This is a genomic window from Parasphingorhabdus litoris DSM 22379 (assembly GCF_020906275.1).
Classification (GTDB): domain Bacteria; phylum Pseudomonadota; class Alphaproteobacteria; order Sphingomonadales; family Sphingomonadaceae; genus Parasphingorhabdus; species Parasphingorhabdus litoris.
Map to the genome: position 1 here is coordinate 1,924,711 of NZ_CP086727.1, position 24,676 is coordinate 1,949,386.

Annotated in this window: 23 protein-coding genes and 1 tRNA gene; 16 read left to right on the forward strand and 8 right to left on the reverse strand. The window is 48.0% G+C overall.

What is annotated here, in order from left to right; translation table 11 throughout:
- Window positions 1–57 precede the first annotated feature (57 nt).
- Together BS29_RS09360 and BS29_RS09365 are read left to right on the forward strand one after the other, a co-directional pair.
- On the forward strand, window positions 58–1,035 hold the full coding sequence (locus BS29_RS09360; protein WP_229953402.1) for a hypothetical protein: 978 nt from the start codon (window positions 58–60) through the stop codon (window positions 1,033–1,035).
- Window positions 1,036–1,202: 167 nt separating this feature from the next.
- Window positions 1,203–1,631: a retropepsin-like aspartic protease family protein gene (locus BS29_RS09365; RefSeq protein ID WP_229953403.1), complete on the forward strand. Its 429-nt coding sequence runs from the start codon at window positions 1,203–1,205 to the stop codon at window positions 1,629–1,631.
- Window positions 1,632–1,646: 15 nt separating this feature from the next.
- Here the strand turns inward: BS29_RS09365 and BS29_RS09370 are convergent, their stop codons facing one another.
- Window positions 1,647–2,315, reverse strand: coding sequence for a PEPxxWA-CTERM sorting domain-containing protein (locus tag BS29_RS09370; protein ID WP_229953404.1), 669 nt, complete (start codon window positions 2,313–2,315; stop codon window positions 1,647–1,649).
- A 423-nt stretch (window positions 2,316–2,738) separates the two neighbouring features.
- Here BS29_RS09370 and BS29_RS09375 point away from each other — a divergent pair, with 423 nt between their 5' ends.
- The 4 genes from BS29_RS09375 to BS29_RS09390 all read left to right on the forward strand — a co-directional run bounded on the left by BS29_RS09375 (window position 2,739) and on the right by BS29_RS09390 (window position 5,792).
- A complete protein-coding gene (locus tag BS29_RS09375; RefSeq protein WP_229953405.1) occupies window positions 2,739–3,395 on the forward strand; it encodes a PEPxxWA-CTERM sorting domain-containing protein in 657 nt (218 codons plus the stop codon).
- 181 nt (window positions 3,396–3,576) lie between these two features.
- Window positions 3,577–3,861 (forward strand): hypothetical protein, encoded by a 285-nt coding sequence (locus BS29_RS09380; RefSeq protein WP_229953406.1) that lies wholly within the window; start codon window positions 3,577–3,579, stop codon window positions 3,859–3,861.
- Window positions 3,862–4,108: 247 nt separating this feature from the next.
- Window positions 4,109–4,273: a hypothetical protein gene (locus BS29_RS09385; protein ID WP_229953407.1), complete on the forward strand. Its 165-nt coding sequence runs from the start codon at window positions 4,109–4,111 to the stop codon at window positions 4,271–4,273.
- A 160-nt stretch (window positions 4,274–4,433) separates the two neighbouring features.
- Window positions 4,434–5,792, forward strand: a complete 1,359-nt coding sequence (locus BS29_RS09390; protein WP_229953408.1) for a sugar transferase — start codon at window positions 4,434–4,436, stop codon at window positions 5,790–5,792.
- A 19-nt stretch (window positions 5,793–5,811) separates the two neighbouring features.
- Here BS29_RS09390 and BS29_RS09395 read toward each other — a convergent pair whose 3' ends face one another.
- From BS29_RS09395 to BS29_RS09405, 3 genes are all read right to left on the reverse strand, one after another.
- Window positions 5,812–6,873, reverse strand: coding sequence for an acyltransferase family protein (locus BS29_RS09395; protein ID WP_229953409.1), 1,062 nt, complete (start codon window positions 6,871–6,873; stop codon window positions 5,812–5,814).
- Window positions 6,874–7,020: 147 nt separating this feature from the next.
- Window positions 7,021–9,018 (reverse strand): acyltransferase family protein, encoded by a 1,998-nt coding sequence (locus BS29_RS09400; protein WP_229953410.1) that lies wholly within the window; start codon window positions 9,016–9,018, stop codon window positions 7,021–7,023.
- Between the two features lie 161 nt (window positions 9,019–9,179).
- Window positions 9,180–9,269: transfer RNA gene (locus BS29_RS09405), tRNA-Ser, on the reverse strand.
- A 233-nt stretch (window positions 9,270–9,502) separates the two neighbouring features.
- On the opposite strand from BS29_RS09405, the gene BS29_RS09410 reads away from it, so the two are divergent.
- The 10 genes from BS29_RS09410 to mazG all read left to right on the forward strand — a co-directional run bounded on the left by BS29_RS09410 (window position 9,503) and on the right by mazG (window position 19,023).
- Window positions 9,503–10,543, forward strand: coding sequence for a lytic murein transglycosylase (locus BS29_RS09410; RefSeq protein ID WP_407673681.1), 1,041 nt, complete (start codon window positions 9,503–9,505; stop codon window positions 10,541–10,543).
- Complete coding sequence (locus BS29_RS09415; protein ID WP_229953411.1) at window positions 10,527–11,558, forward strand: septal ring lytic transglycosylase RlpA family protein; 1,032 nt, start codon at window positions 10,527–10,529, stop codon at window positions 11,556–11,558. Before BS29_RS09410 ends, BS29_RS09415 begins: the two co-directional genes overlap by 17 nt.
- 42 nt (window positions 11,559–11,600) lie before the next feature.
- On the forward strand, window positions 11,601–12,761 hold the full coding sequence (locus BS29_RS09420; protein ID WP_229953412.1) for a D-alanyl-D-alanine carboxypeptidase family protein: 1,161 nt from the start codon (window positions 11,601–11,603) through the stop codon (window positions 12,759–12,761).
- Window positions 12,762–12,765: 4 nt separating this feature from the next.
- Complete coding sequence (gene tmk, locus BS29_RS09425) at window positions 12,766–13,392, forward strand: dTMP kinase (protein ID WP_229953413.1); 627 nt, start codon at window positions 12,766–12,768, stop codon at window positions 13,390–13,392.
- Window positions 13,393–13,396: 4 nt separating this feature from the next.
- Complete coding sequence (locus BS29_RS09430; protein WP_229953414.1) at window positions 13,397–14,437, forward strand: AAA family ATPase; 1,041 nt, start codon at window positions 13,397–13,399, stop codon at window positions 14,435–14,437.
- 48 nt (window positions 14,438–14,485) lie between these two features.
- Window positions 14,486–16,060, forward strand: coding sequence for a methionine--tRNA ligase (metG, locus tag BS29_RS09435; RefSeq protein ID WP_229953415.1), 1,575 nt, complete (start codon window positions 14,486–14,488; stop codon window positions 16,058–16,060).
- A 4-nt stretch (window positions 16,061–16,064) separates the two neighbouring features.
- Window positions 16,065–16,841, forward strand: a complete 777-nt coding sequence (locus BS29_RS09440) for a TatD family hydrolase (RefSeq protein WP_229953416.1) — start codon at window positions 16,065–16,067, stop codon at window positions 16,839–16,841.
- Between the two features lie 2 nt (window positions 16,842–16,843).
- Window positions 16,844–17,614, forward strand: coding sequence for an MBL fold metallo-hydrolase (locus BS29_RS09445; RefSeq protein WP_229953417.1), 771 nt, complete (start codon window positions 16,844–16,846; stop codon window positions 17,612–17,614).
- A gap of 2 nt (window positions 17,615–17,616) precedes the next feature.
- Window positions 17,617–18,237, forward strand: coding sequence for a retropepsin-like aspartic protease family protein (locus BS29_RS09450; protein ID WP_229953418.1), 621 nt, complete (start codon window positions 17,617–17,619; stop codon window positions 18,235–18,237).
- A gap of 75 nt (window positions 18,238–18,312) precedes the next feature.
- On the forward strand, window positions 18,313–19,023 hold the full coding sequence (mazG, locus tag BS29_RS09455) for a nucleoside triphosphate pyrophosphohydrolase (protein WP_229953419.1): 711 nt from the start codon (window positions 18,313–18,315) through the stop codon (window positions 19,021–19,023).
- Here the strand turns inward: mazG and hflX are convergent.
- From hflX to BS29_RS09475, 4 genes are all read right to left on the reverse strand, one after another.
- The gene (gene hflX / locus BS29_RS09460) at window positions 19,020–20,315 is read right to left on the reverse strand and encodes a GTPase HflX (protein WP_407673683.1); all 1,296 of its coding nucleotides are present in this window, start codon (window positions 20,313–20,315) and stop codon (window positions 19,020–19,022) included. The genes mazG and hflX overlap by 4 nt on opposite strands.
- Window positions 20,312–20,806 (reverse strand): RNA chaperone Hfq, encoded by a 495-nt coding sequence (gene hfq / locus BS29_RS09465; protein WP_229953420.1) that lies wholly within the window; start codon window positions 20,804–20,806, stop codon window positions 20,312–20,314. The genes hflX and hfq overlap by 4 nt, the downstream gene beginning before the upstream one ends.
- Window positions 20,807–20,938: 132 nt before the next feature.
- Window positions 20,939–22,321: a nitrogen assimilation response regulator NtrX gene (ntrX, locus tag BS29_RS09470; protein ID WP_229953421.1), complete on the reverse strand. Its 1,383-nt coding sequence runs from the start codon at window positions 22,319–22,321 to the stop codon at window positions 20,939–20,941.
- A gap of 11 nt (window positions 22,322–22,332) precedes the next feature.
- Window positions 22,333–24,669, reverse strand: coding sequence for a sensor histidine kinase (locus BS29_RS09475; protein WP_343759733.1), 2,337 nt, complete (start codon window positions 24,667–24,669; stop codon window positions 22,333–22,335).
- Between the last annotated feature and the right edge of the window lie 7 nt (window positions 24,670–24,676).

Sequence of the window (24,676 nt, forward strand, 5' to 3'; positions counted from 1 at the left end):
ACCCTAGACTCATCGAACCGGTGGAGATATTCCGCTGGTTCACAAGAGTGCGTAGCTATGTCAGAGACAACGAAAAATCGACTTCTTGCCGCAATACGTGGCAATATTCTGCCGATAGCTGTTGCTTTTTCGCTGTTCGTTTTCCTGTTCCTCTTGCCTCAATCCGTATTTTATCGCGGGCTGATTTCTGTTTTGGCAGAATGGCAATTCAATTGGTTCGGCAACTACCTTCCAATTCTCACTGTAATCTTGCCAGTCTTGTTGCTGACAGTCCTCTTTGTGCTCATCCTTTGGTTGATATTTCGCGTTAGAGGTAAAGAGAAAGATCAAGAAGAGCTATCGCTAGCAGAGCAAGGAAAGCATGCTTTAAGAAAAGCACGCCTCGCGATGCTCAGTTTTTTCGTCCTTGCGGCATTTTCTCTTATTGCTGCCGTAGTTACGCTCGGTCTCATGATGACTTTGCCAAGCGAGGATGGCCCCGTTCAAAAGATCAACGTCGGTAGCCTTCCTTTTGCCGAACCCAAGGAGGGTAAGGCAGAGCTCAATGGTACGCTTGATTGGCAAAAACTTGCGACGATTAAGCGGAACCTCGTTTTCGCAAACCAGCGCACATATTTTGTTCCAATTGTTAGCCGGATAGCTGATCGAAAATCGACGCGTTATTTTGTGCAGGTATTTCGGCCAGAATTCGTTTTACCGAGAAACCAAATGCCGGGCAGGACTCCCGAGCGTGAACATCTTTTGGAACAAGGATTGATTACTCCGACCAAAGATGGCCCTGGCGGGTCCGTCAATGGAGTTTTGCGGCAAGATGGTTTGCCGGATGAAATTGTTTTGCTTTACGAAAAAGCAGGCTTGAACGTCCATCCTGATCACTATGTTCTCTATCGCGATACAGCCGACATGCGCTGGCCATATTGGGGAGCAGCATGGGCCTTTTTCATATTTGCACTTTGCGCTGCTGTGATTGGCCTTTACCAAAAACGCCAGCATAAGCGCCTTAACGACGGTATAAACGAACCGTTACATACTTAATGGCCTGTTTACCCTCTTACTGAAGGGTTCTCAAACTGCCCGTTGTCTAAAACGCATGGATGTTTTTGCAACCCATCCATTTGATTATGAGCGGCTTCACGCTCCTCGGGGCAATGGTGGCCGCGCTACAGGTATCGTTTTTTTCAGCGATACCCTCGGAATCGGCGATGACGGCGTCTTTGGAAAATGTGGCAGAAACTATTGAGCTTGCACCGGCTGGAAAAGAAAAGCCTGCAGCGAAATATCTCGTGAACAGATCGCGCGATGGACTTTTCTATGTCGATGGACAGATCAACGATGTTCCGATCAAATTTGCAGTGGACACCGGCGCATCTGTTGTTGTTCTCAACGCTGCTGATGCAACGAGAGTCGGTTTAACACCTAAACAGACAGCAACACACCGCATTCGGACGGCTGGCGGTTATAGCGATATGAGATGGTCGCATGCAGATAAACTGTCCGTAGCGGGCAAAAAACTTGGACAGATTGAAATTGCAGTCATGGAGGGAGGACCAAAAACCTCCCTGTTGGGCCTCAGTGCATTGTCGCGCTTTGAAACGCTGACAATCAAAAAGGATCAGCTGATTATTGAGTGAACTTCTGCGAGAGAGTTAGGCAGGAACAACTTTCCGTCTACGTCTACGCAGCACCGCACCGATCATTGCAAAACCTGAGATAAACATTGCCCAAGTCATCGGTTCAGGCACCGGTGACATGATCGGCGGATCGTTCACTGGAGGTTCTGGAGCAGGGGGATCAACCACAGGATCTGGGTCGTTCACTGTCCCTGGATTGCCTCCACCAGAACCACCTCCAATACCGCCGGGCGTTCTTGGACTGTTGCGCGACGCAGGCCCATTGATACTAGGCCCCGGATTTAAAATGCTACCGGGAACTGTTTGTGCTTCCGCCAGTTCGGTTGGCAGATCGGCAAATTCGGGAACAGCAGCGGCCGGGCTATTTCCACCGCCTGTCTGTGGGACAAGATCTCGCGGATCAGACGGAATGAAGCGCGATCTCAATCTACGCTCCGGGTCAGTATTGCGAGAATTTATCAAGCGATTCAACAAATCATCCGCCCCACCAATTGAGAGATAGGTGACGGGAAGCTCCTCAGTTACCGCTGTAAAGACAAGTGGTGTATCGCTCTCTGGCACCCACATAGCGCGGTCATTGTGCGGGAAAAGCGATGCCAAGCCTATGGCAGCTCCAAAGACCACGATCGCCGCTCGACGACGACGATTGGCGGACGCAATCAATCCGTACAGATTATCTGACAAAATCTTATTCCCCGATGTGACCTTGAGAAGGCTTTTGGTTGTTAACCCATCTTTAACTAGACGAATTTGCCAAATTTGCAACGCCAATTACCAATTTCCGGGCAGAAAAATGTACTTTCTTGTAAAATCAAAATTGTCGGCATTTTTAAGAACCTACCTGTCCCAAGTGAGGCTATAAATACTATGTTCTCTGCCTTCTTGAGCTCAACCGATTACTTTGTTGCGCAACCAAAACAGAGTTATTTCTTCTCTGTTGGGATAATCTGCTGTCCCATAACTGGACACATCTCTAGAATCGACGAACAGATACCCAAAAAGGTAAACAAAAGGTTTACGAATCGAAGTGAAATAGCTAACTGACGGTCGAGGTCGTGTTTTTCACCAAGCAACAGAACGCTTGGTCCAATGTTAAGGTTCAGTTTTATGTCGCTAAAAAATTTCGCAAAAGCAGCAGGACTAGGCGCATTACTTTGCTCTACGTCCGCTAATGCAGCTATCGTTCTTTCATATGCCCCCGGCGACGCGGTTTATAGTGGTGTTGCTCCGGTCATAGACTTTGACACCCCAACCCCTGAGTTTACGGGTGCTATCGTATCCGGAACTGTTTCAGGTGAGTTCACCGAGCCTCTCGGCGCATCAGGTAACTACGGCGCGGTTGGCCCATTGTTAGGCAGCCCTGAAACGCTTGATTTGAGCGGCATTCCTGGCGATTTGGCAGCCATTAGCTTCATTTGGGGTTCTGTAGATTTCAACAACGTTCTGAACGTTCTCGATGCAAGCGACAGCGTCATCTTTTCGTTGACCGGTAAGCAGCTTCTAGATTTTGGCGCTCCTGGTGGTTTGCCATATACAACAGAAGAGCTCAATCCGATTGTAACGCTTAGCTTCACCGATGGTGACCTGGGTTCTGCGAAAAAACTGCAATTTTCATCAGAAAAGAACTCATTCGAATTTGATAACTTTGCTGTAAACGCTGTTCCTGAACCAGCCACATGGGCGTTCATGATCTTTGGCTTTGGAGCAATTGGCACAGCGATGCGCCGCCGTCGTTCGAGCAAAGTTGCTCTTGCGCCAGCTTAAGTAAATCAAATTGGAAATTACAAAAGGGCCGGTCCGAAGGGGTCGGCCCTTTTTTATGATCTGGTTGGGCGACTGGAGCTACCCCTTTAAATTTACTCCAATTCTGATTTCTTCTGGAATTTTCATGCATTAACGATTGGGAAACCAGTTTCGGGGCAATCTCCTTTTCGGAGGCCCACATATGCATGCACGAAAAATCCGATATGACGATAGTTTCATTGCTGAGAAAGAAACGAAAAATGTCAAAGACGGTGCGAACGTAGCTTCTGTAAATGGATCGTCGACTCAATATACAGCATCGCCAGCACGGCAATTGCAACAGCAGCTGGAAGCACAATATGTCGATCATGCTGAAGCTCAACCGTTTGAAAAATATAGCGGCTTGTCCAGTATCTCGATAATAGTTGCAAGCAGCCTATTTATGTGGGGCGGGCTTATAGCTTTGGGCCTCTACATCGCTCGCTAAATGACTATTGTCTGCCAATCGCAATCTGCAATTTTCCCAACCTATTTTTACTCAAGTCATGAATTGTTGGAAAAATTTGCAAAATCTATTTGCATATACCTGCAACTTTGATCAATATGGTTGCTATAGGGGTTGTTTAGTTGCCTTTAACCCCTTTGATTAGACCGGTTCTTCAGCCGATATAAGACGCAAAAATGCGGATATAGGCAAATGTTGCACCGGCTTTTTAGCGAGGGGTCGTGCAAATATGGCAGTTTCAATTCATACGGATGATCACAACACTGTTGATCAAAAATTCGCTATCATCAGTGAGACAAAAGCGGAGAAGCTCCTCGGAGCTCTTTCTCGTTATGTCGGCTATTTGGGGCTTCTGGCCGCTTTGGCAGCACTAATATGGCTAATTTTTCTATAAAAACCTGCAATAGATCATAGGGTTGCAGGATTTAGGTTAACAAATCATTAGTTTGTGGCCTTACGGCGCTTTTTGCTCTATCGAATAACTGGGTTGCACGGTTATGCGATGATATATGGTGCGTTAGTTGAACGAGAGTTACCCTTTTTCCGAACAACGAATGGACAGTCGGACAGCGGAGCGCTGGTCCCTTAAGTCTGTTCGTCTGTCTCTATATGCATTGCTACAAATTCTCGATGTCGCCGCCATAGTCGCAGGCTTTCTGATGGCCAGCTTCCTGAGAGAAGATAAATGGCTATCACCGCAAGGCTATCATATCGTTTTGCTGGTCGTTCCGATCTTCCTGATGTTCGCCTTCACGAGAGACTCTTATTCAATTGGCTCACTGAAAAGCCTTTCAGAAAGTGTTCGGAGACCGTTTTCTGCGCTTTTTGCGACAGCATTAATCGTAATGATGTTCACATTTTTCTCTCAAACCGGGACCGACATTTCTCGTCTGGCCTTTGCCTTTGCATTTGCGTCCAGCACTATTTTATTGGCTGTTGGGCGTTTCATCGTACATCAAATCATCTGGTGGAAACTACGCGGGATCGTCATCGATCAGCTGTTGATAATCGATGGTGTACCGCCAATCGCTTTTGAAAAAGGCATGTATTGCGTCGATGCGCAAGCTGAGAAATTATACCCTGATCCCATGGACCCTCATATGCTTTCACATCTTTCGGAAGTCGTAAAGGGATATGATCGTATCATCGTCGCGTGCACAAGAGAGCGCAGATCAGATTGGGCTTTGTTCCTCAAAGGCTCTGACGTTACCGGAGAATTGCTGGTTGGCGGCGCCAATAATCTTGGCGCCATTGGCCTTGGAGATTTTGACGGGAAAGACACATTGGTTGTGTCCAGAGGTACATTGAGCCTCGTCAATCGGCTCAAAAAGCGCGCATTTGATCTCGCGATCACAATTCCACTACTGATTTTCTTGGCGCCGCTCCTTTTGATTGTCGCTATTGCAATAAAGTTGGACAGCCCCGGCCCGGTCTTGTTCCGCCAACCGAGGGTGGGGCAGGGGAATCGCATTTTCAACATCTACAAATTCCGCAGTATGCAAGCAGCAGATGGAGACAAAAACGGCGACCAGTCGACAAGGTTGAATGATCAGAGGATTACACGGGTCGGTAATTTTATTCGCAAGACCAGCATTGATGAGTTGCCGCAGCTGATAAATGTGCTTCGCAGCGAGATGAGTGTTGTCGGCCCACGTCCGCACGCATTGGGTTCCCTGGCTGGTGACAAGCTTTTCTGGGAGATCAACCAGCGCTATTGGCTGCGCCATGCTTTAAAACCTGGAATTACAGGTTTAGCACAAATCAGAGGCTTTCGTGGTGCAACAAATCATCAGGAAGATTTGGAAGCGAGACTGCAATCCGATCTTGAATATCTTGAAGGTTGGAGAATGTGGAGAGACGTCACCATCTTGTTCGGTACGGCTAAGGTGCTCATCCACCCTAACGCTTACTAGGCAAAGTCGGGCAGCGGCATTATCGCGGGCTCATCCGACGAAACTTAAAACCTCCATCGGACCACTCAGTCAGAAATCTGGTCATTGGTGCTTCTATTTTCAGATGGAAAACATGAGAGAGATAAACCGATATCGCACCGAATATTGCCGTCATGATCAAAATGGGGACCGATGAAAGTCCAGCGGGTTTAGCAACAGCAATTAGCAGCGTAATCATCAATATATGAGCCAGATAGAGCGTGTAGGAACTATCGCCCAAAGGAGAGAGTTTCCGTACGAATGATGGAACATGATAGTCTTCGACCACCACTACACCCAATATTAGAAGTGCGCTGGGAATTCCCCATATAATTATGCTGGGAAGTGTTTCGTAGCCAACTGCCAAACCTGCCGCAAACAGGCCAATCGATCCAAGGATGGCAGCCAAACCAAGCCATCGTGGCAGTTTCCAATTTATCGTGAGATAGGCGATCCATGCGCCAAAGATAAACTCAATCAACAAACTGCTGGTGACCATAGCCAGCGGCTGTTGGAATGGTCCTGCTGCGATCCCCAACATGATCATTGCGCAGAAAAAAACCGACAGCATCAATATACCGCGAAACAGACCAATCATAAGCGCGACGCCAAATATCAGATAAAAATACATTTCAAACGACAAAGTCCAAGCCGGCCCAATTACGAGCGACGCATGACCGGGAATTAACAGCGACGCAGCAAGCAATTCACCAACGGAAAAATCATAACCATCTCCGATGATGGAATTTACGATGATGTAGAGTGCGAGCAACAACCAATAGATGGGATAGATCCTGATGATCCGTTTTTTGAAAAAACGGGGGGCATCGAAACTCTTACCAGGTTTCGAGTTGGTCAAAACCATAATATATCCGCTGATAACGAAGAAAATATGGACGCCGACCGCGCCGAAACCAAACAGATATAATTCATATTCATCAGCAGGTGAGGGAAGCAACCGATTTGAAATTGCCAAATGAGCATGAAACAGAACAACTAGAGTTGCTGCTACAAAACGCAAAAACTGGATAGAATGAACTTTGCGCTTTTCGTCTCGCATCATTGTTCCCCACTAAGCGCCCTGAACGGTTTCATTTAATATCGACAAATATCATCCTCGCTCTAACCGCTAAAATCGCAGCCCTGCAAGCCCCGCGTCGAAATCGTGCCAATATGAAATCTTATGATATCCGTCTCCACAGCCGAGACGCTACTGGCTAACATCAAAAACACCTTCGTAAATCGAGGCAATTTTTTCCGCAGAATGGACAGACAAATGATTGTGATCGAAAAAGACCGCTTCATTACCATCTACAATCGGGCATTTGTCATCAACACATAATGCTTCATGGGGCCATATGAACTTAACCGGGTATTTATCTGAAATTTCTGCAAAGATTTTTAGAATGACCGCATGTCGTTCGCTATAATTTTCTAGAGTTATATTCTTATCGACATGCTGCAAACCAAGATTCTGAAGATAAAGCCGATATGGCACGTTAAACACAGGTTCCGGTAACGGTCCGACGATATATACCTCTTTATCTGCAGCAATTAGCTGCTCGACTAGGTTGGTGAAGCCTCGGATAAATATCGGCCGGTTATCCGCATTTTCCTTAGCTTCACTCAAATCATCTTCAAGCAAGATTTCGACATCGCCTTCAGCTGGATTATGAGCCTCGCCTATCCGCCAATTGGTCCAACGTGAAGAAAGCACAACAGTCTGAATCCCATTGTCATTAATAGCCAATTCCAGCATTTTGGCATTATAATCATTGCAAAACTGATAAGACTGGCTGGATGTCAATTCACTCGTAGGGCGAATGGCAAAGTCTGCGCCTGGTGGACAATCAGCGGTAGCCGCAAACAGAAAAGATTGATTCTTCGAAACCGCGGCAGTGTTCATTGATGTGGCCGTTACCATTGCATGAGAATCGCCCCAAAGCAGGGTCTTTGGAGCCGTGCTCCGGTCACCCATCAAACATGCGTCACCGGGATCAACAATGACGTTGTCGAGGCTCATGCAAGATTTGGGGTGTCGGGTTTCATCATCGCTGACGCGCACAAACTTGGCGGAACGATCATCAAGCCGCGACGGCATGCCTTGATAGGCATAAATGGCGTAAGATGAGATTGTGACGAGCAACAGCCCTGACACAGCAATTGGAACAGCAAAACTGCGGCCTTTGATCTGACTCCGCCTTTTTCGGAATGGACGTTCGACAAATTTCAGTGAGAGCAAAGAAAGCACAAGAGATAGCGCGCAAACCACCAACGCTTCGAAAGTACTAAGCTCTCCACCGCGAGCATAGATTGCAAACGCCAACAGCGGAAAATGCCAAAGATACAAGGAATAGGATGCTTGACCACATAAGGTGAAAGGCCGGGATGACAAAAGTTGATGAACGAACCCGCCTCCCATAGTACCGCTCCAAATGATCAATGCTGCTCCGATCGTTGGAGGAAGCGCAGCAATCCCTGGGAATACTGTCTTCTCTGTATAGGTAAAAATGGGAACAATAATGAGAAGCACACCCAGAAAAGCAGCACCCTTTCGCATCTGAACAGACTTGATTTCCGGCACGATCCCAAGAGCCAGCAGTGCCCCGATTAAGAGTTCCCAAGCGCGCGTTGGAAGCAGATAAAAGGTCGCGCTTTGCTTATAGAAAACAAGCACGGATGCACCGATAAAAGAAACAACCGCGATGGCTGTCAACAGCGGTATTTTTCGAAAATTTGTCCTGGCCAGAACGATTAGTAGCAACGGGAAAAATATGTAGAATTGTTCCTCGACCGCAAGCGACCATGTATGCAACATCGGTGCTTCAATGGACTCGGTGGCGAAATAGTTAGTGCTTTTCCAGAAAAAGATATTTGAAACAAAAAACGACGCCGCGACTATGCTCAATGCCATGTCGCTGAATTCGTTTGGCCGTTGAAGAAAATAGCCAATAGCCAACGAAGTCGCGAAAACGACCACCAGCGCTGGAAATATTCGCCGGATCCTTCTCTCATAGAAATTGATTATGGAGAATTGTTGTTTCTCCAGGTCCGACTGAATGACGTTGGTGATTAGAAAACCAGAAATAACAAAGAATATATCGACGCCAACAAAACCGCCGCTAAAGCCCGCAATTCCTGCGTGATATAATACAACTGGGATGACAGCTACCGTTCTCAGCCCATCTATATCCGCCCGGTAACGCATTGTTTTAAATTCCAATCTTACAATGGGCTACGGTATTATTTGACATTAGATTTGGAAAGCAAAAAACCATCTTTGCCATATCGGGAACGAAGCATGTCCCGTTTGTAGACGAACTTGATCATCAAACACATAAAACTGGTCGAGGATTGAATTGAAATAGCTGGCGGACAGGGTGGGATTCGAACCCACGGAGAGCTTGCACCCTCGCCGGTTTTCAAGACCGGTGCATTCGACCACTCTGCCACCTGTCCGCTCTAGCCGAACGCCTACTAGCGTCCTCCCTTCAAAAGCGCAAAGATTTTATGGCGAATTTTTCTGGATCTGTAGGACGCTAAATTTACCAAAAAAATGAACCATCTCGAAAAGCCATGCTATAGCGGAGTTTCCGATCGCTTATCGGATAACTGGTTTGCAAATTGCGATATTTGGGGATTCCCCCGCAGTCAGGTTTGTGCGATAACATATTGAAGAAGGGAAGTTTTCCATGCGTTTCACCTTTGCAATTGCTTTTGGCACACTTGCATTTCTTACTTTACCCTCCAGTATCAGCAACAACTCAGCCATCGCCCAGTCGTCTACGAGCTTTGACAACTACATGCAGCAGGTTGGCCGTAAAGCGCTTCAACAGGGAGTCAGCCAAAGGACTTTGGACAGGGTCTTACCGGGGCTTACCTACAACCCTCGCGTTATTCAGTTGGATCAATCGCAGCCTGGCGGTCGGCCCAATAGCGCGATTCCACCATTTGCACCCTATAAGCGCCGACATGTCGATGCAGCTCGGATCAATGGTGGGAAAGCCAAATATCGTCAGCTGATTTCGAAACTTGCTGAAGTCGAACGAGAAACTGGCGTTCCTGGTCCAATGATTATGGCCATTTATGGGCATGAGACGAACTATGGTCGGATCACCGGAAATTTTGATATCCCCCGAGCGCTCGCAACACTCGCGTATGAGGGCAGAAGACGGACGCTATTTGAGGCAGAATTTTTGGCAGTTCTAAAGATGATTGATAATGGTGTTCCACAATCAGCTATGAAAGGCAGTTGGGCAGGGGCCATGGGTAAGCCGCAATTCTTGCCGTCTGTTTACCTCAAGCTGGCCAAGGATGGCAGCGGAGACGGATATGCGGACATTTGGAACAGTGAATTTGACGCGGTCGCATCAATTGCGAATTATTTTGTGAACGCTGGCTGGAGAAGAGGAGAGCCTTGGGGTATCGCTGTTCGCGTTCCGGCATCACTTAGTCGCGCTTCTATAGAAAACAAAACCAAAGCCGTAAGATGCCCACGGGTGCATGAACGCCACAGCCAGTGGAAGACTATGGCTGAGTGGCGCGCTCTGGGTTTGGCACCAAAATCTGGGCGCAGTCTCAAGGATAGCACTATGGCCACGCTGCTTGAGCCCGATGGACCGGGGAAAACGGCATATTTACTAACCGGAAATTACCGTGTGATATTAGATTATAATTGCTCAAATTTTTATGCGTTATCAGTGGGGTTGTTGGCAGATGAAATTCGCAAATAGAGTATTTCAGGCAACTGCATTTACAGCGCTTCTTACAAGTTGTGGTTCGATCGACGGCATTAATGACAATACTGACAATCGGATATCACGCGCTTCCTCGGCTCCGATTGCAACCGCTATATCAGATTTTCCGGTCAAAATTGGAAAGCCTTATGCAGTGGGCGGAAAAACCTACACACCGGAAGACGTCGCCAGCTATGACGAGGTTGGATATGCCAGCTGGTATGGGCAAGAACTTGCCGGAAATTCAACCGCCAATGGAGAAACCTTCAATCCCGACGGAATAAGCGCAGCGCACAAAACCCTGCCGCTTCCAACCTATGTCGAGGTTACCGCCTTGGACACCGGGCGTACAATCCTCGTTCGGGTAAATGATCGCGGACCTTTTGCAAATGATCGTCTGATTGACTTGTCACATGGCGCTGCAAAACAACTTGGCATTGATCGCAAAGGCGTTGCTGGCGTTCGCGTGCGAAAGGTGAATCCTAACGAACAGGAACGGGCTGTGCTTCGCAGCGGTGCGGCTGCAACCCAACGCATTGATACACCGGATTCACTATTGTCCATCCTTCGGAAAAATCTCGCCAAGCTGCCCACTGCAAAAGCGCCCGATCGACAGATATCTCGACCGGTTGAGACTGCGCAAGTCAACAATAGCGGCGTTGGTGCTTCTTATGTTCCGGTATCAAATAATGTTCCGATATCTTCACAAAAAAATGCCGGCAAATTCATCGTCGAACAGGCCGGGAAACCCACTGTTTCAAAGCCTAAACCTTCTCCAACAAAAAAGACCTCTTCATCGGGTCAATATGTTGTCCAAGTTGCAGCCTTCTCAAACAAAGCACGTGCAGACGCCCTGGCCCGGCAAATCGGAGCTAAGGTAATATCTGGTGCAAATGGTAGCATTTGGCGGGTTCGTTACGGTCCTTATGCAACGACAGATGATGCAAAAGCGGGACTCGCACAGGCACAAAAGCGCGGCTATAACGAAGCGAGAATCCTGCGGGCAAACTAGCCAGGTGCAGGATGCCTTTACTGATTTGAAACCGGGATATTGATGAACAAGATCTATTTGGCTTCACTGCCACTTATCGCTATTTCTTCCATTGCCATAGCGGCGCCGAAATATGAAACGGAAGCACCCATAGCCTATATGACGGACCTGTCATCGGGCGCCATTTTGTTCGAAAAAAATGCCGACAAGCAGATCCCACCAGCATCGATGGCCAAAATGATGACTGTTTATGTGGCATTTGATCAAATAGCGAAAGGCAAGCTGGAGCTCGATAAAAAGGTGAATATCCAACGCGCTACTTGGCAAAAGTGGCAAGGACAGGGATCTACTATGTTTCTGGGCGTGAACGACCAACCGACGGTCAAAGACTTGTTACATGGTGTCATCACGCTTTCTGGCAATGACGCGAGCGTAGTTCTTGCGGAAGAGATTGCGGGCACCGAGGAAAACTTCGCGGACATAATGACCAAAACGGCCAAACGTATCGGGATGAAGAACAGCCGGTTTGGAAACAGTACCGGATGGCCTGATGAAGGTAAAACAATGGTGACTGCACGCGACCTGGGTATGCTTGGCAAGCGTCTCTACGACGATTTTCCTGGGCTTTATAAGGACTTTTTCGGACTTACCGAATTCACATGGGGCAAAACGAACAGCGGAGAGCCAATCACGCAACCCAATCGCAATCCTTTGCTCGGCAAGATCGCGGGAGCCGATGGTTTGAAGACCGGCCATACTGAAGAGGCTGGCTTTGGATTTACGGGATCTGCAGAACAAAAAGGGCGGCGGATTGTTTCCGTATTGGCCGGTCTCAACAGCTATAGCGGCCGCAGTGCAGAATCCGTAAAGTTCATGAATTGGGGCTTTAACGCCTGGGAACAGAGAGCCCTGTTTAAAAAAGGAGCAAAAGTCCAGACTGCAGAAATTCAGTTGGGTGACTCTTCTTCAGTAGACCTTCTTGCACCAAAAGATCTTTTTGCCACTTTGCCAAAAGGTTCGGACGGTGAGTATTCCATGAAGGTAAGATATAATGGACCTATCAAGGCTCCGATCGAAAAAGGTCAAGCAATTGCAACGCTGATCGTTTCCACAGCAGATTCCGGCGAACAATCTATGCCGTTGGTTGCGGCTGAGGCAATTGATGAAGCCGGCTTTTTTGGACGTGTCTGGATTGGACTGAAATCGCTATTTGGCATTGGATAGAAACATGATTGGACGTTTCATAAGCCTGGAAGGTGGGGAGGGGACTGGTAAGTCCACACAAGCCAAAGCGTTAGCCCGTTCGTTAGAAAGTAAGGGTATCACTGTTCACCTTACTCGTGAGCCAGGTGGGACACCAGGTGCAGAAATAATCCGAGATCTCTTGCTTACGGGCCATGAAGATAAATGGAACATGCGCACGGAAGCCTTGCTTTTTGCTGCTGCACGAGCGGAGCATTGCCAGTCCCTGGTCGTACCAGCTCTCGAAAGAGGAGAGTGGATCGTAAGTGATCGTTTCATTGACAGTAGTCGCGCTTATCAAAGCGTTAGCGGACTATTGAATGACGCTGACATTATGGCGCTCCACAAAGTCGGCAGTGGCGGCTTGATGCCGGATCGTACATTCATTCTAGATTTGCCAGAGGAAGTCGCCGCACGCCGTGCAGAAGCACGTGATCGCGGTGACAGCGATCGCATAGGAGGGCGTGACAGTGACTATCATCATTCCGTGATGGCCAAATTTCGGGAATATGCAAAAGATGAACCTGACCGCGTGAAGCTAATTGATGCTGCGCAATCACCGGAAGATGTTACAACAGATATTATGCACATCTTAAACGATCTGATAGGTTGACGGCATGACGTCATTCCTAGGTCATGAGAAAGCACAGCGCATATTCCGTCAGTCTTATGATAAGGGAACGCTGCATCACGCGTGGATATTAGCCGGACCGAAGGGAGTTGGGAAAGCCGGCTTTGCAAAGCAAGCAGCTCAGTTTTTGTTGGACTCGCAGGCCAGAGAATTATCGACCAGTGATGGTTTTGACCTGAACGATATGAGCCAAAGCGCCAAGCTTCTCGCAGCGGGCTCTCACCCCGACTTCAGGCTTGTCCAACGCGGCGGAAAAACCGACAAAGAGGACAAAAAGGCGCGTGAAGAAGGGATAGCCTCCCTCGAAGAGCATGAACTAAAGCGCAATATCTCAATTGCTCAAATTCGGAGCCTTCAATCGCTTTTCTCCACACAGGCTTCCATTTCCCGGTACCGTGTTGTCGTCATTGATGCGATTGATGATCTTGAACGTGGCGGTGCCAATGCTTTGCTCAAAAATCTCGAAGAACCGCCGGAAAATACTATTTTTCTGCTAGTCAGCCATACGCCTGAGCGCCTACTCCCGACTATCAGGTCACGGTGCCAGATTTTGCGCTTCGATCCTCTTAACGACAGTCAAATGGAGCGCGTTCTGACAACGATTTCTCCCGAATTGCCTCAGGATGAACTGAGCGCATTAATAGCAGCAGGTGAAGGTGCACCAGGTAAGGCTTTGCAATATATTGATGCCGGTCTCGCTGAATTGGAAAGTCTGGCTCGCGATATCATGCACACGGGCGACAGAAACAATCAAATCAAGAGTGATCTTGCGCGCAAATTATCTCTAAAAGCGGCAACACCAAGATATCAGGCATTTTTGTCTCGAGCACCGAGCATGATTGCACAACATATTAAAGCTGAAGCAGTCCCACCTGCGAACAATCCATCTTTTAAATCCATAGATACGTGGAAAGAGGCTTGCGATCTAGCTGCGATGGCCGTTCCCAAAGCGCTCGACAATCAGGCCGTCATATTTCGTTTAGGCAGCTTGATGGGATCGCTTGCCGAACCCGACAGGCGCGCATAAAGAGAAGCGATAATCGGCAGCGCCGTTCAAGATTCGAGAAAGCCCATCATGTCTCAGCCTTTTTACATAACAACGGCGATAAGCTACCCCAATGGTCCACCACATATCGGCCATGCTTATGAAGCCATCGCAACAGATGCTATTGCGCGGTTCCAACGATTGTCTGGCCGAGAAGTTCGCTTTCAAACGGGAACAGATGAGCATGGTCTAAAAATGGCGCAGGCTGCCAACGAAAAGGGTAAATCGCCTCAAGATCTTGCCGATGAAATGGCAAATCAATTCATTGTGATGTGCGATAAACTTAACGTGTCTTATGATCGTTTTATCCGCACCACCGAAGCCGATCACCACAAAGCCAGCCAAGCCATATGGCAAGCAATGCAAGATAAGGGTGACCTGTATCTCGACAAATATGAGGGCTGGTACTCCGTTCGCGACGAGGCCTATTATGACGAAAGCGAGTTGATAGAGGCCGAAGGGGAAGGGGGAAACAGGGAAAAGCTGTCACCCCAAGGTACACCGGTCGAATGGACCGTTGAAGAGAGCTGGTTCTTTCGTCTATCCAAATATCAGGAACCATTGCTGAAGCTTTTCAAGGAAAATCCAGGATTCCTCAAGCCTGATAGCCGGCGCAATGAGATGATCAAATTTGTCGAAGGCGGCCTCAAAGACTTGTCGATCTCTCGCACCAGTTTCGACTGGGGCGTGAAAGTACCCGACAGCGAAAATCATGTCATGTATGTCTGGGTCGATGCTCTGACTAACTATCTTACAGGTCTGGGTTATCCAGACAAAACAGAGCTTTATCCGAAATTCTGGTCAAACGGTGGCGATATCAATCACATTATCGGTAAAGATATTGTGCGTTTTCATACCATTTACTGGCCCGCTTTTCTGATGAGTGCGGATTTGCCATTACCCAAGCAGGTATTTGGGCATGGTTTTTTACTCAACCGTGGAGAAAAAATGTCCAAATCAGTTGGCAATGTGGTGGATCCGATCGCACTTGCTGACGCTTTTGGTGTGGATCAATTGCGCTATTTCCTTTTGTCCGAAGTGATTTTCGGAAAAGATGGAAGCTATTCCGCAGACATGATCGTTACAAAGACAAATGCAGATCTTGCCAATAATTTCGGAAATCTAGCACAGCGCAGTCTCTCGATGATCGCCAAAAACTGTGATGGAAAAATACCGATAGCAGGCGAAAAAACCGATGCAGAAGAACAGCTTATTGGCGAATTGGAATCCTGTTTCACGGATATAAGATCACTGATGGGTAATGGCGAATATCCGATCCACGCAGCCATTGATCTGCTGCGCGAGAGGCTCAGCGCGACAAATCAATATTTTGCAGATCAGGCCCCTTGGGCTTTGCGGAAAACTGATCCTGCGCGAGCTGATACGGTACTCTACTACACGGCGGAATCTATTCGTCAGCTTGCTATAATGCTTCGTTGGGTCATTCCAGAGAGTTGTGACAAGATGCTGGGCCTGCTGTCGCAGAGCCCTGACAAACGATCATTTTGTGACATGGGGAATGCTATCGAGTCCGGACTGACCCTTCCAGCTCCGAACGGAGTCTTTCCACGTCTGGAAATGCCAGCATCTCAAGCGGAAGGTTAGACCAATGCTCGTCGACAGCCACTGCCACCTAAATTACAAAGGTTTGGTCGAAGATCAGAGTGCTGTGCTTGATCGCGCACGCGGCAGCGGCGTTACTGCTATGCTGAACATTTCAACTCGTGAAAGCGAGTGGCGAGATATAGTTGCCACAGCAGAACGTGAGAGCGATGTTTGGTCCAGTATAGGCATCCATCCCCACGAGGCCGACGCCCATCCTGACATTGATTTGGCCAAATTGGTCAAAGAAGCCGAACATAAACGCGTCGTCGCCATCGGTGAAACCGGCTTAGACTATTATTATGATCACAGCGATCGCGATCAGCAGAGGCAAAGTTTTCGGACGCATATACATGCCGCACGCGAAACCGGATTACCGATCATCGTGCATACGCGAGATGCTGAAGAAGATACGGCCGCCATTTTAGCCGAAGAAATGGAGCAGGGTGCCTATACCGGCGTCATACACTGCTTCACGGCCAGCGAAGATTTTGCTCATAAGGCTTTGGATTTAGGGCTTTATATCTCAATCTCGGGTATTGTAACTTTCAAAAACGCCAAAGATTTGCAGGCTACGGCGGCGGAACTACCTCCGGATCGTTTGCTGGTCGAGACAGATGCTCCTTTTTTAGCACCTGTACCGCATCGTGGTAAGACGGGCGAGCCAGCTTTTGTTGCCGATACGGCTAGATTTCTCGCTGACTTACGTGGAGAAAGCTATTCTGAACTTTGCGGGGTAACCACAGAGAATTTCTACAATTTGTTCAACAAGGCACGTCCTTAGTTTTGGCTCTAAAGTTGATTATTCTGGGCTGTGGCACGTCTTCTGGTGTGCCGCGAATTGGCAATGACTGGGGCGATTGCGATCCAAATGAATCCAAAAACCGGCGGAGCAGGGTGTCTATCATCGTCGAAAGCTCGACCACTCGTATATTGGTCGACACATCTCCCGATTTACGTTTTCAATTTCTGGCCTGTGGTATTGATTCAATAGATCACGTCATTTGGACGCATGACCATGCCGATCATTGCCATGGCATTGATGACTTGAGACAGGTTTTTCAGAAGAAACGTGAACCGATTCCTGCCTATGCGCGTGATTTTGCACTAGATAGTTTAAAACGCCGTTTCAAATATGCCTTTGAAGGTCACAAATATTATCCTTCCATCTGCGATGGCCATATTCTCGAAAACGTAACTGAATTCGGAGATATCCGAGTAAAAACCGTTGACCAACCCCATGGGGGAATAACTTCTGCAGGGCTCCGGTTTGAACATGACGGAAAGTCCATTTCCTATGCGACCGATTTTGGCGAAGTGACAGACGGCATGCGCAATATCTTTTCGAATAGTGATGTCTTTGTCGTCGACGCCTTACGTGAAAAGCCACATCCGACCCATGCTCATTTGGCAATGACGCTTGAATTCATTAACGCCGTGAAGCCTGGTTTGAGCTTGCTTACGCATATGGACAAATCGATGGACTATAATCATCTTTGTTCCATATTGCCGAAAGATATTCGCCCAGCATATGATGGTTATGTGATAGAGATTTAGTTGTGACGGAAGATCAAAACATAAACCTGGTTTTTGCAATCGGTGCCTTGGTACTGGTGGGTAGTGCGCTGTTTTCGCGGCGCATTGGTTTTGGCGAGATTGTCCGTTCAGCACTAAGCTGGGTGGTGATTTTCGCGATCTTTATTGTCATTTTTTCATATCAACATGAAATTGTCGGCGTCTGGAACAAAGTTACAGGAGAACTAACCGGCGCAAATGACCAGCAAGTCGTGGGTGATACATTGAAAATCCGCCAATCGGCTGATGGTCATTATTGGGCGGACGCAGAAGTTAACGGCATGCCTGTGCGGTTTTTGATCGACAGCGGCGCTACAACGACCGCGATGACTTTGAAAACCGCCCGTGCTGCAAAAGTTGAAATCAATGAAGGTGGTTTCCCAACATATCTGGATACAGCCAATGGTACAGTTGAAGCGCAGCGTGGAAAGATACAATCTTTGCGTGTTGGACCAATGATGGCTTTGGACCTACCAATCGTGGTGGCCGAGGCATTTGGCGATTCTAATGTACTTGGAATGAATTTTCTGTCCGAAATGAAGAGTTGGCGGGTAGAACAGGGTGAGATGATATTGGAACCGCCCGCCCGCGCACGTAGAGAATAATTTAACATAATATATATTATCAATCTTTTTAATATTGGAATGGATAGTTAGTTGATTTCCCCTCTTCTCGAAGTCATGCGCCGCCTACGCGACCCAGATACTGGTTGCGAATGGGATACAGTCCAAACTTTTGAAACGATTGCGCCCTACACAATCGAAGAAGCATATGAAGTCGCTGATGCTATAACGCGAAAGGACATGGACGCGCTCAAAGACGAGCTCGGCGATTTGTTACTACAGGTAGTTTTCCACAGCCAGATTGCATCAGATAAAGGCCATTTCTCGTTTGAGGATGTCGTCCATGCTATCTGCGAGAAAATGATAAGGCGGCATCCGCATATCTTTGGAGAAAAACAGGAAAGCCCAGGCTGGGAAGAGATAAAAGCCGCCGAACGCATAGAAACCGGCAATTCGAGCGCATTGGATGGCGTTGCCTTGGCCCTGCCCGCTCTACTGCGTGCACAGAAAATTCAAAAACGTGCCGCCCGTGTCGGTTTTGACTGGCCTGATAAGGCACCGGTCAAAGCCAAGCTGCTCGAAGAACTTGATGAGGTAGAGCAAGCCAAAAGCGAAGACGAAATTCATGAGGAAATTGGTGACCTGTTATTCTCGGCAGTAAATCTTGCGCGGCACTATCGGGTTGATGCCGAACAGGCCTTGACCGAAGCGACAGAAAAATTCTCGCAGCGCTTTAGAAAAGTCGAGAAGTCTGTTTCACAAGACATGAACGACATGTCGATCGATGAACTGGAAGAAGAGTGGCAAAGGGCCAAAACGTCACTTTAGAGCGAATGGAAACGCCCCCAGTTTCTATTGGACATCTGCACCGCCAGCACCAGATCATCATTAGCTTGTTCCGATTCCAAAACGCGGCCATGTTCATGCAACCATGCCAGACGTTTTCCGTCAGAAACTGGTAGCGTCACAGTTTCTATATTGTGATTTCGTGACAGATTTTCTGTTATCATCTCGATCAGATTATCTATCCCCTCACCTGTAACAGCTGATATCAAGCAGACATTGTCAGGAATATGTTTGGGCAGTTTCACAGCATTTGGCTCGTCTGAGTTTATCAGATCAATCTTGTTCCAAGCTTCGACGATAGGGACACCCTCCCCATCCTGCAGCTCAACGCCCAAATCCTGCAGAATTTGCTCAACGTCTCTCGCCTGCCCTTCGCTGGACGTATGAGATATATCTCTAACGTGGATTATTACATCGGCTGCGGTCACCTCTTCCAGTGTTGCTCGGAAAGCTGCTACCAATTGTGTGGGAAGGTCAGATACGAACCCAACCGTATCCGACATAATCGCCTTATCATAGCCCGGCAGTGGAAACTGCCGCATGGTTGGATCTAGTGTCGCAAATAGCAAATCTTCAGCCAACACTTCTGCGCCGGTCAAACGGTTGAAAAGTGTCGACTTTCCAGCGTTTGTATAACCAACCAGTGCAATTACGGGCCACGGCGCTTTTTGACGCCGTGAGCGATGAAGCGTTCGGGTTTTCCGTAAATGGGAGAGATCTTTACGCAGTTTTGCCATGCGATCGCGGATCATCCGTCGATCAGATTCGATTTGAGTCTCGCCAGGACCGCCCAAAAAACCAAAGCCGCCACGCTGACGTTCCAAGTGAGTCCAGCTGCGCACAAGCCGCCCAGCTTGATAATCGAGATGCGCCAATTCGACCTGCAGACGACCCTCCGCCGTCGCAGCCCTGGCACCGAAAATCTCTAGTATCAGACCGGTACGATCAATAACCTTGACCTTGAGCTCTTCTTCCAAATTGCGTTGTTGTATCGCACTTAAAGTACCGTCTACGATCAGTATGTTGGCATTTTCCTGCGCCAATATTGTCCTGATCTGCCCAACCTGCCCTGAGCCAAATAGCGTGCCCGGTTTTGGATTGCGAACCGAGAAATATCGTGCAGACGCAGTTTCAAGGCCAATTGCAAGCGCAAGACCAATAGCTTCCTCCAACCGATAGTCTAGCGCGCTCTGCTTCAATGCTCCCAAGTCGGGATGAATAATGACTGCTAGGTCTTTGGTGCCGTCTAGGTCATTTTTTTCAAATGGTATCAATGGGAGCCTTCATCGGTGTGATTGTAATCGGCCAAATTGATGGCACCACTTGGCTGGATTGTGGAAATTGCATGCTTGTAAACAAGTTGCGCCAAGCCCTCTCGTTCAAGCAAAATGCAGAACAAATCATAAGCTGCAACTTCACCTTGAAGCATAACACCATTTACGAGAAACATGGTGACGGGATCATTACTGTCCCGAACGGCTGTCAGGAAAACTTCTTGAAGGACCCCATTTTTAGCCTTGGCACGATCCATCAGATCAGAAAAAGCCTGCATATCGAGACTTTGTGACGGCATGATCGTAGAAATGGCATGCTTGTAGACCAGTTGTGACTGGCCATCACGCCGCAGCAAAACGGAAAAATTGTCAAACCATGTGACAATGCCCTGCAGTTTCACTCCTTTTACGAGAAACATGGTGACTGGCATTTTTGACTTACGAAGAGAGTTTAGAAAGAGATCTTGCAAATTGTTTGATTTATCGGTCATTTTTGACTTCCGGTTTTTGGCGGCACAATGGCCGCAGACAGGGTTTGTTGGCGGTTTCAAGTGATTGGGGGTACCGCTTATTGGATATATATGGATTTGTTGCCGAAGCTACAACAGCAATCGGGCAACAGGTTATTCGACGCTCTGCTTCTTTTTTGTCGCAAGTCCCAGGATTTTGAGCTTTCGATGCAACGCTGAACGCTCCATTCCGATGAAATTCGCGGTTTTTGAGATATTTCCGGAGAACCTTCTGATCTGAACTTTCAGATATTCTCGCTCAAAACTCTCCCGAGCTTCGCGCAGTGGAGATCCCATTAGCGATGCCACTCCTTGATCCAGGTCGTCATCATTACCCAATATTTCAGGCGGCAACATCTCAACTTCGATCTTGGCAAAATTGTCTTTCGGAGCCAAAATTATAGTCCGCTCAATTACATTTCTCAATTGGCGAACATTTCCAGGCCAATCGCAAGCCTGAAGTGCGGCCATGGCTTCAGTTGAAATCTCAGGAGGATTCAATCGCTGATCGGCAGCAAAGCGGGCTGAATAATGCTCGACCAATGTAGGAATGTCTTCGCGACGCTGATTAAGAGGTGGCAACTCGACGGGAACAACATTTAATCGATAAAATAGGTCTTCCCGAAATCGTTTTTCCTCAATCTCTTCGTCCAAATTTCGCGACGTAGCAGATACTACTCTGACATCGACTTTTACTCGCTGAGTCCCGCCTAAACGAACGAAGCTTTGCTCGGTTAAAACGCGCAGGATTTTGCCTTGCGTATCAAGCGGCATATCCGCCACTTCATCGATGAACAATGTCCCGCCATGGGCCTCTTCAAGCAGGCCGATTTTTTCTACCGTGCCGTTTTTCTCCGTTCCGAACAGCTCCTCTTCAACACTTTCAGGTGATAGCCGAGCCGCGCTGATGGTGACGAAGGGAGCATTAGCACGCGTACTCCAATTGTGCATGAGACGCCCTGCAACCTCTTTGCCGACACCCGCTGGCCCAGAAATCAGCAATCGACTACCCGTCCCCGCCACACGCTTCAAAGTCGCACGCACGGCATTTACCGCGGCACTATTGCCGGTAAGTTCGTCAGCAAAGCCGACCCTCGCCTTTAGTATCTCATTCTCACGCCGCAGGCTCTCCGTTTCTGTAGCCCTGGCCACCAAATGCATAAGATGCTCTGCTTCAAAGGGCTTTTCGATAAAATCAACAGCGCCCTGGGATATTGCGGCTACAGCTGTATCGATATTTCCATGGCCAGAAATCACGATTACAGGCAATTTTGCATCAATTTTTTTGATTTCGGTCAACAGCTCCAATCCATCGAGACGCGACCCTCTCAACCAAACATCGAGCAACACGAGAGATGGTTTGCGCTCTTTCACAGCCGCCAATGCGGAATCGCTGTCACCCGCGACTCTCGTTTCATAGCCATCATCTTCCAGAACACCGGATATCAATTCACGAATATCGGGTTCATCATCAACAATCAGAATATCTAATGCCATGTTCTCAACCTCTAAACTGGGGGTAATTTTTCTGCTTGTGGACGCTTTTGGTCCGTTGTTTTGGATAATGTTTCGGTGCTCTGTCTCGCCTTATCCGTGACCGAGCTCTCTTGTCTTAATCCTTCCGCTAAACGTTCAAGCTTCGAAGGACAGAGCCTTATTGTAACCCGTGTTCCACTGCCCTGCTCGGATGAAACAGAGTCCGTAAACGCAATTGTTCCAAAATGTTCTTCAACAATTTTCTTGACGATAGCCAAACCAAGCCCAGTACCTTTGTCGCGCGTAGTCATATATGGCTCGACAATACGTTCACGCTCTGCCGGCAATCCAATTCCGTTGTCATCCAATTGGATCTCGATATCTTCCTCTAATCGACGGACCGCCATCATGATCTGACCATCATCAATCGAATAATCAGCATTCCCCGCCGCCTTATGCTCGATAGCTTCGACAGCATTTTTCACGATGTTAGTAAGCGCCTGACCCAGTTGTCTGCGATCGCAAACCAGGCTCGTATGCTGATCATCCGCTTCAAAACGGAACTGAATTTTGGGATGGGCAACCTCTTGCAAGAACATCGCTTGTTTCACGATGTCGGTAAGATTTTCCTCACGAAAAACGGGTTTTGGCATCCGCGCAAATGAGGAAAACTCATCAACAATATTTCGTAGATCACCGACTTGTCGCACGATCGTGCCCGTGAGTTGAGAGAACACGCTTGCCCCTTCCTCAACATTCCTACCAAAGCGCCGTTGCAATCGTTCAGCTGCCAGTTGAATAGGCGTAAGCGGATTTTTGATTTCATGCGCAATTCTTCTGGCCACATCAGACCAAGCGGCACGCCGTTGATCCAAAAGCCGCTGCGTAATATCTTCAAAAGTAATTACATATCCCGACGTTCCGCTGACAATTTTTACTTCCAACGTGCGAACTTCATTACCAGTTGAAAACTGGATAATTGAATTCTCAACACCATCGTCAATGAGAGCAGCAAATTCAGGGGCTACTTCTGATATTTGCGATTCTAGAAGGTTCTCGTTCTGCCTAGCCAGTAGAGCCTGTGCCCGAGAGTTAAACAGGCTCACATTTCCGGACTTGTCCAAACTTATTATACCAGCAGTCACAGATTCCAGGACCGTCTCAATAAAAGCACGGCGGCTGCCTAACTGCTCATTTGCTGTCAGCAGCGCGGTGGTTTGAGTCTCCAAACGCTCGGTCATTCGGTTGAACGCCCTGCCCAATGTACCGATTTCATCTTTTGTAACCGGCGTCGGCACTCGCGTTGCCAGATCGCCTTCCGTAATCCTTTTTGCTGCGTGGACAAGATCTCCAACGGGGCTCACCATTCTGTCAGCGACCGCCAATGCAATCCACAAGGCCAAGCCTACGATAAAAAGCGAAACCAAAAACAAGGCGATGTTGAATTGTAATTGAAGACTACGAGAACGCGTAAAGAGATTATCATAATCCTCAAGAACAGACTGTGCACGTTCCCACTGGCTTAGAGCCAACATATCAGAATCACGCGCGGCATAGAGAAAAATACGAGATTCGATGTCCAGTGCCGTTACCGCTTCAATCTTATTGGGCTTAGCCGTAACAACGTAATTTTGTCCGTCAAACAACTTTCGGAGCACGTCTTGTGAAATTTTCGCATCCTGATCTTCATTATCTGGATTTACCGCTGCAGCGGTGCGCGCAACATCGTCTTGTCCATATTGAATGATGGCTGATTCATTCAGTTTTCTGGTGAGCACTTGAAAAGAATAATTTTCCGCAAATTCAGGATGATTAATCCCTTTTTCCGCCAGAAAACTGCGCAAATCACTAGCCATCGTGATCGTCTCTTCGCCTACATCCTTCCTGTTTTGATCATAATATCCGCGCGCCAAACTGTTCGCATTTTCGAGCATTCCCCGCGCTCGGTCTGAAAACCAGAACTCAACACCATATTGAAACAGCAAGGAAGCGAATATGACCACCAATAACATGGGGACACTTGCCACAAGTGAGAACAATGCAACTAAGCGTACATGCAGACGACCGCTGCTTCCAACCGCCGATTTTGCCGCCCTACCCTTAGCCATTCGCCGACCAAGCAACACCAGCAAAATAATGGCTGGAATCAAATTTGCTACCAGCAAGGCTGCGGTGAGCGGCGGAGAGATAAAGTCAGTCCGTCCAGACTGAGAGCTCAATAGAGCGTAGCTAGCAGCTGCCGTTGCAAGAAAGAGAAGGATGACACTCCACTCCACCCTCTTCATCGCTTTATCGTCTTCAGCAAGCAGCGTTAAACGCCTAAGCCAAGCAGGAGGGCGTTTTTCAGGAGAGGGCGACGACAGGTTCATTGTGGCT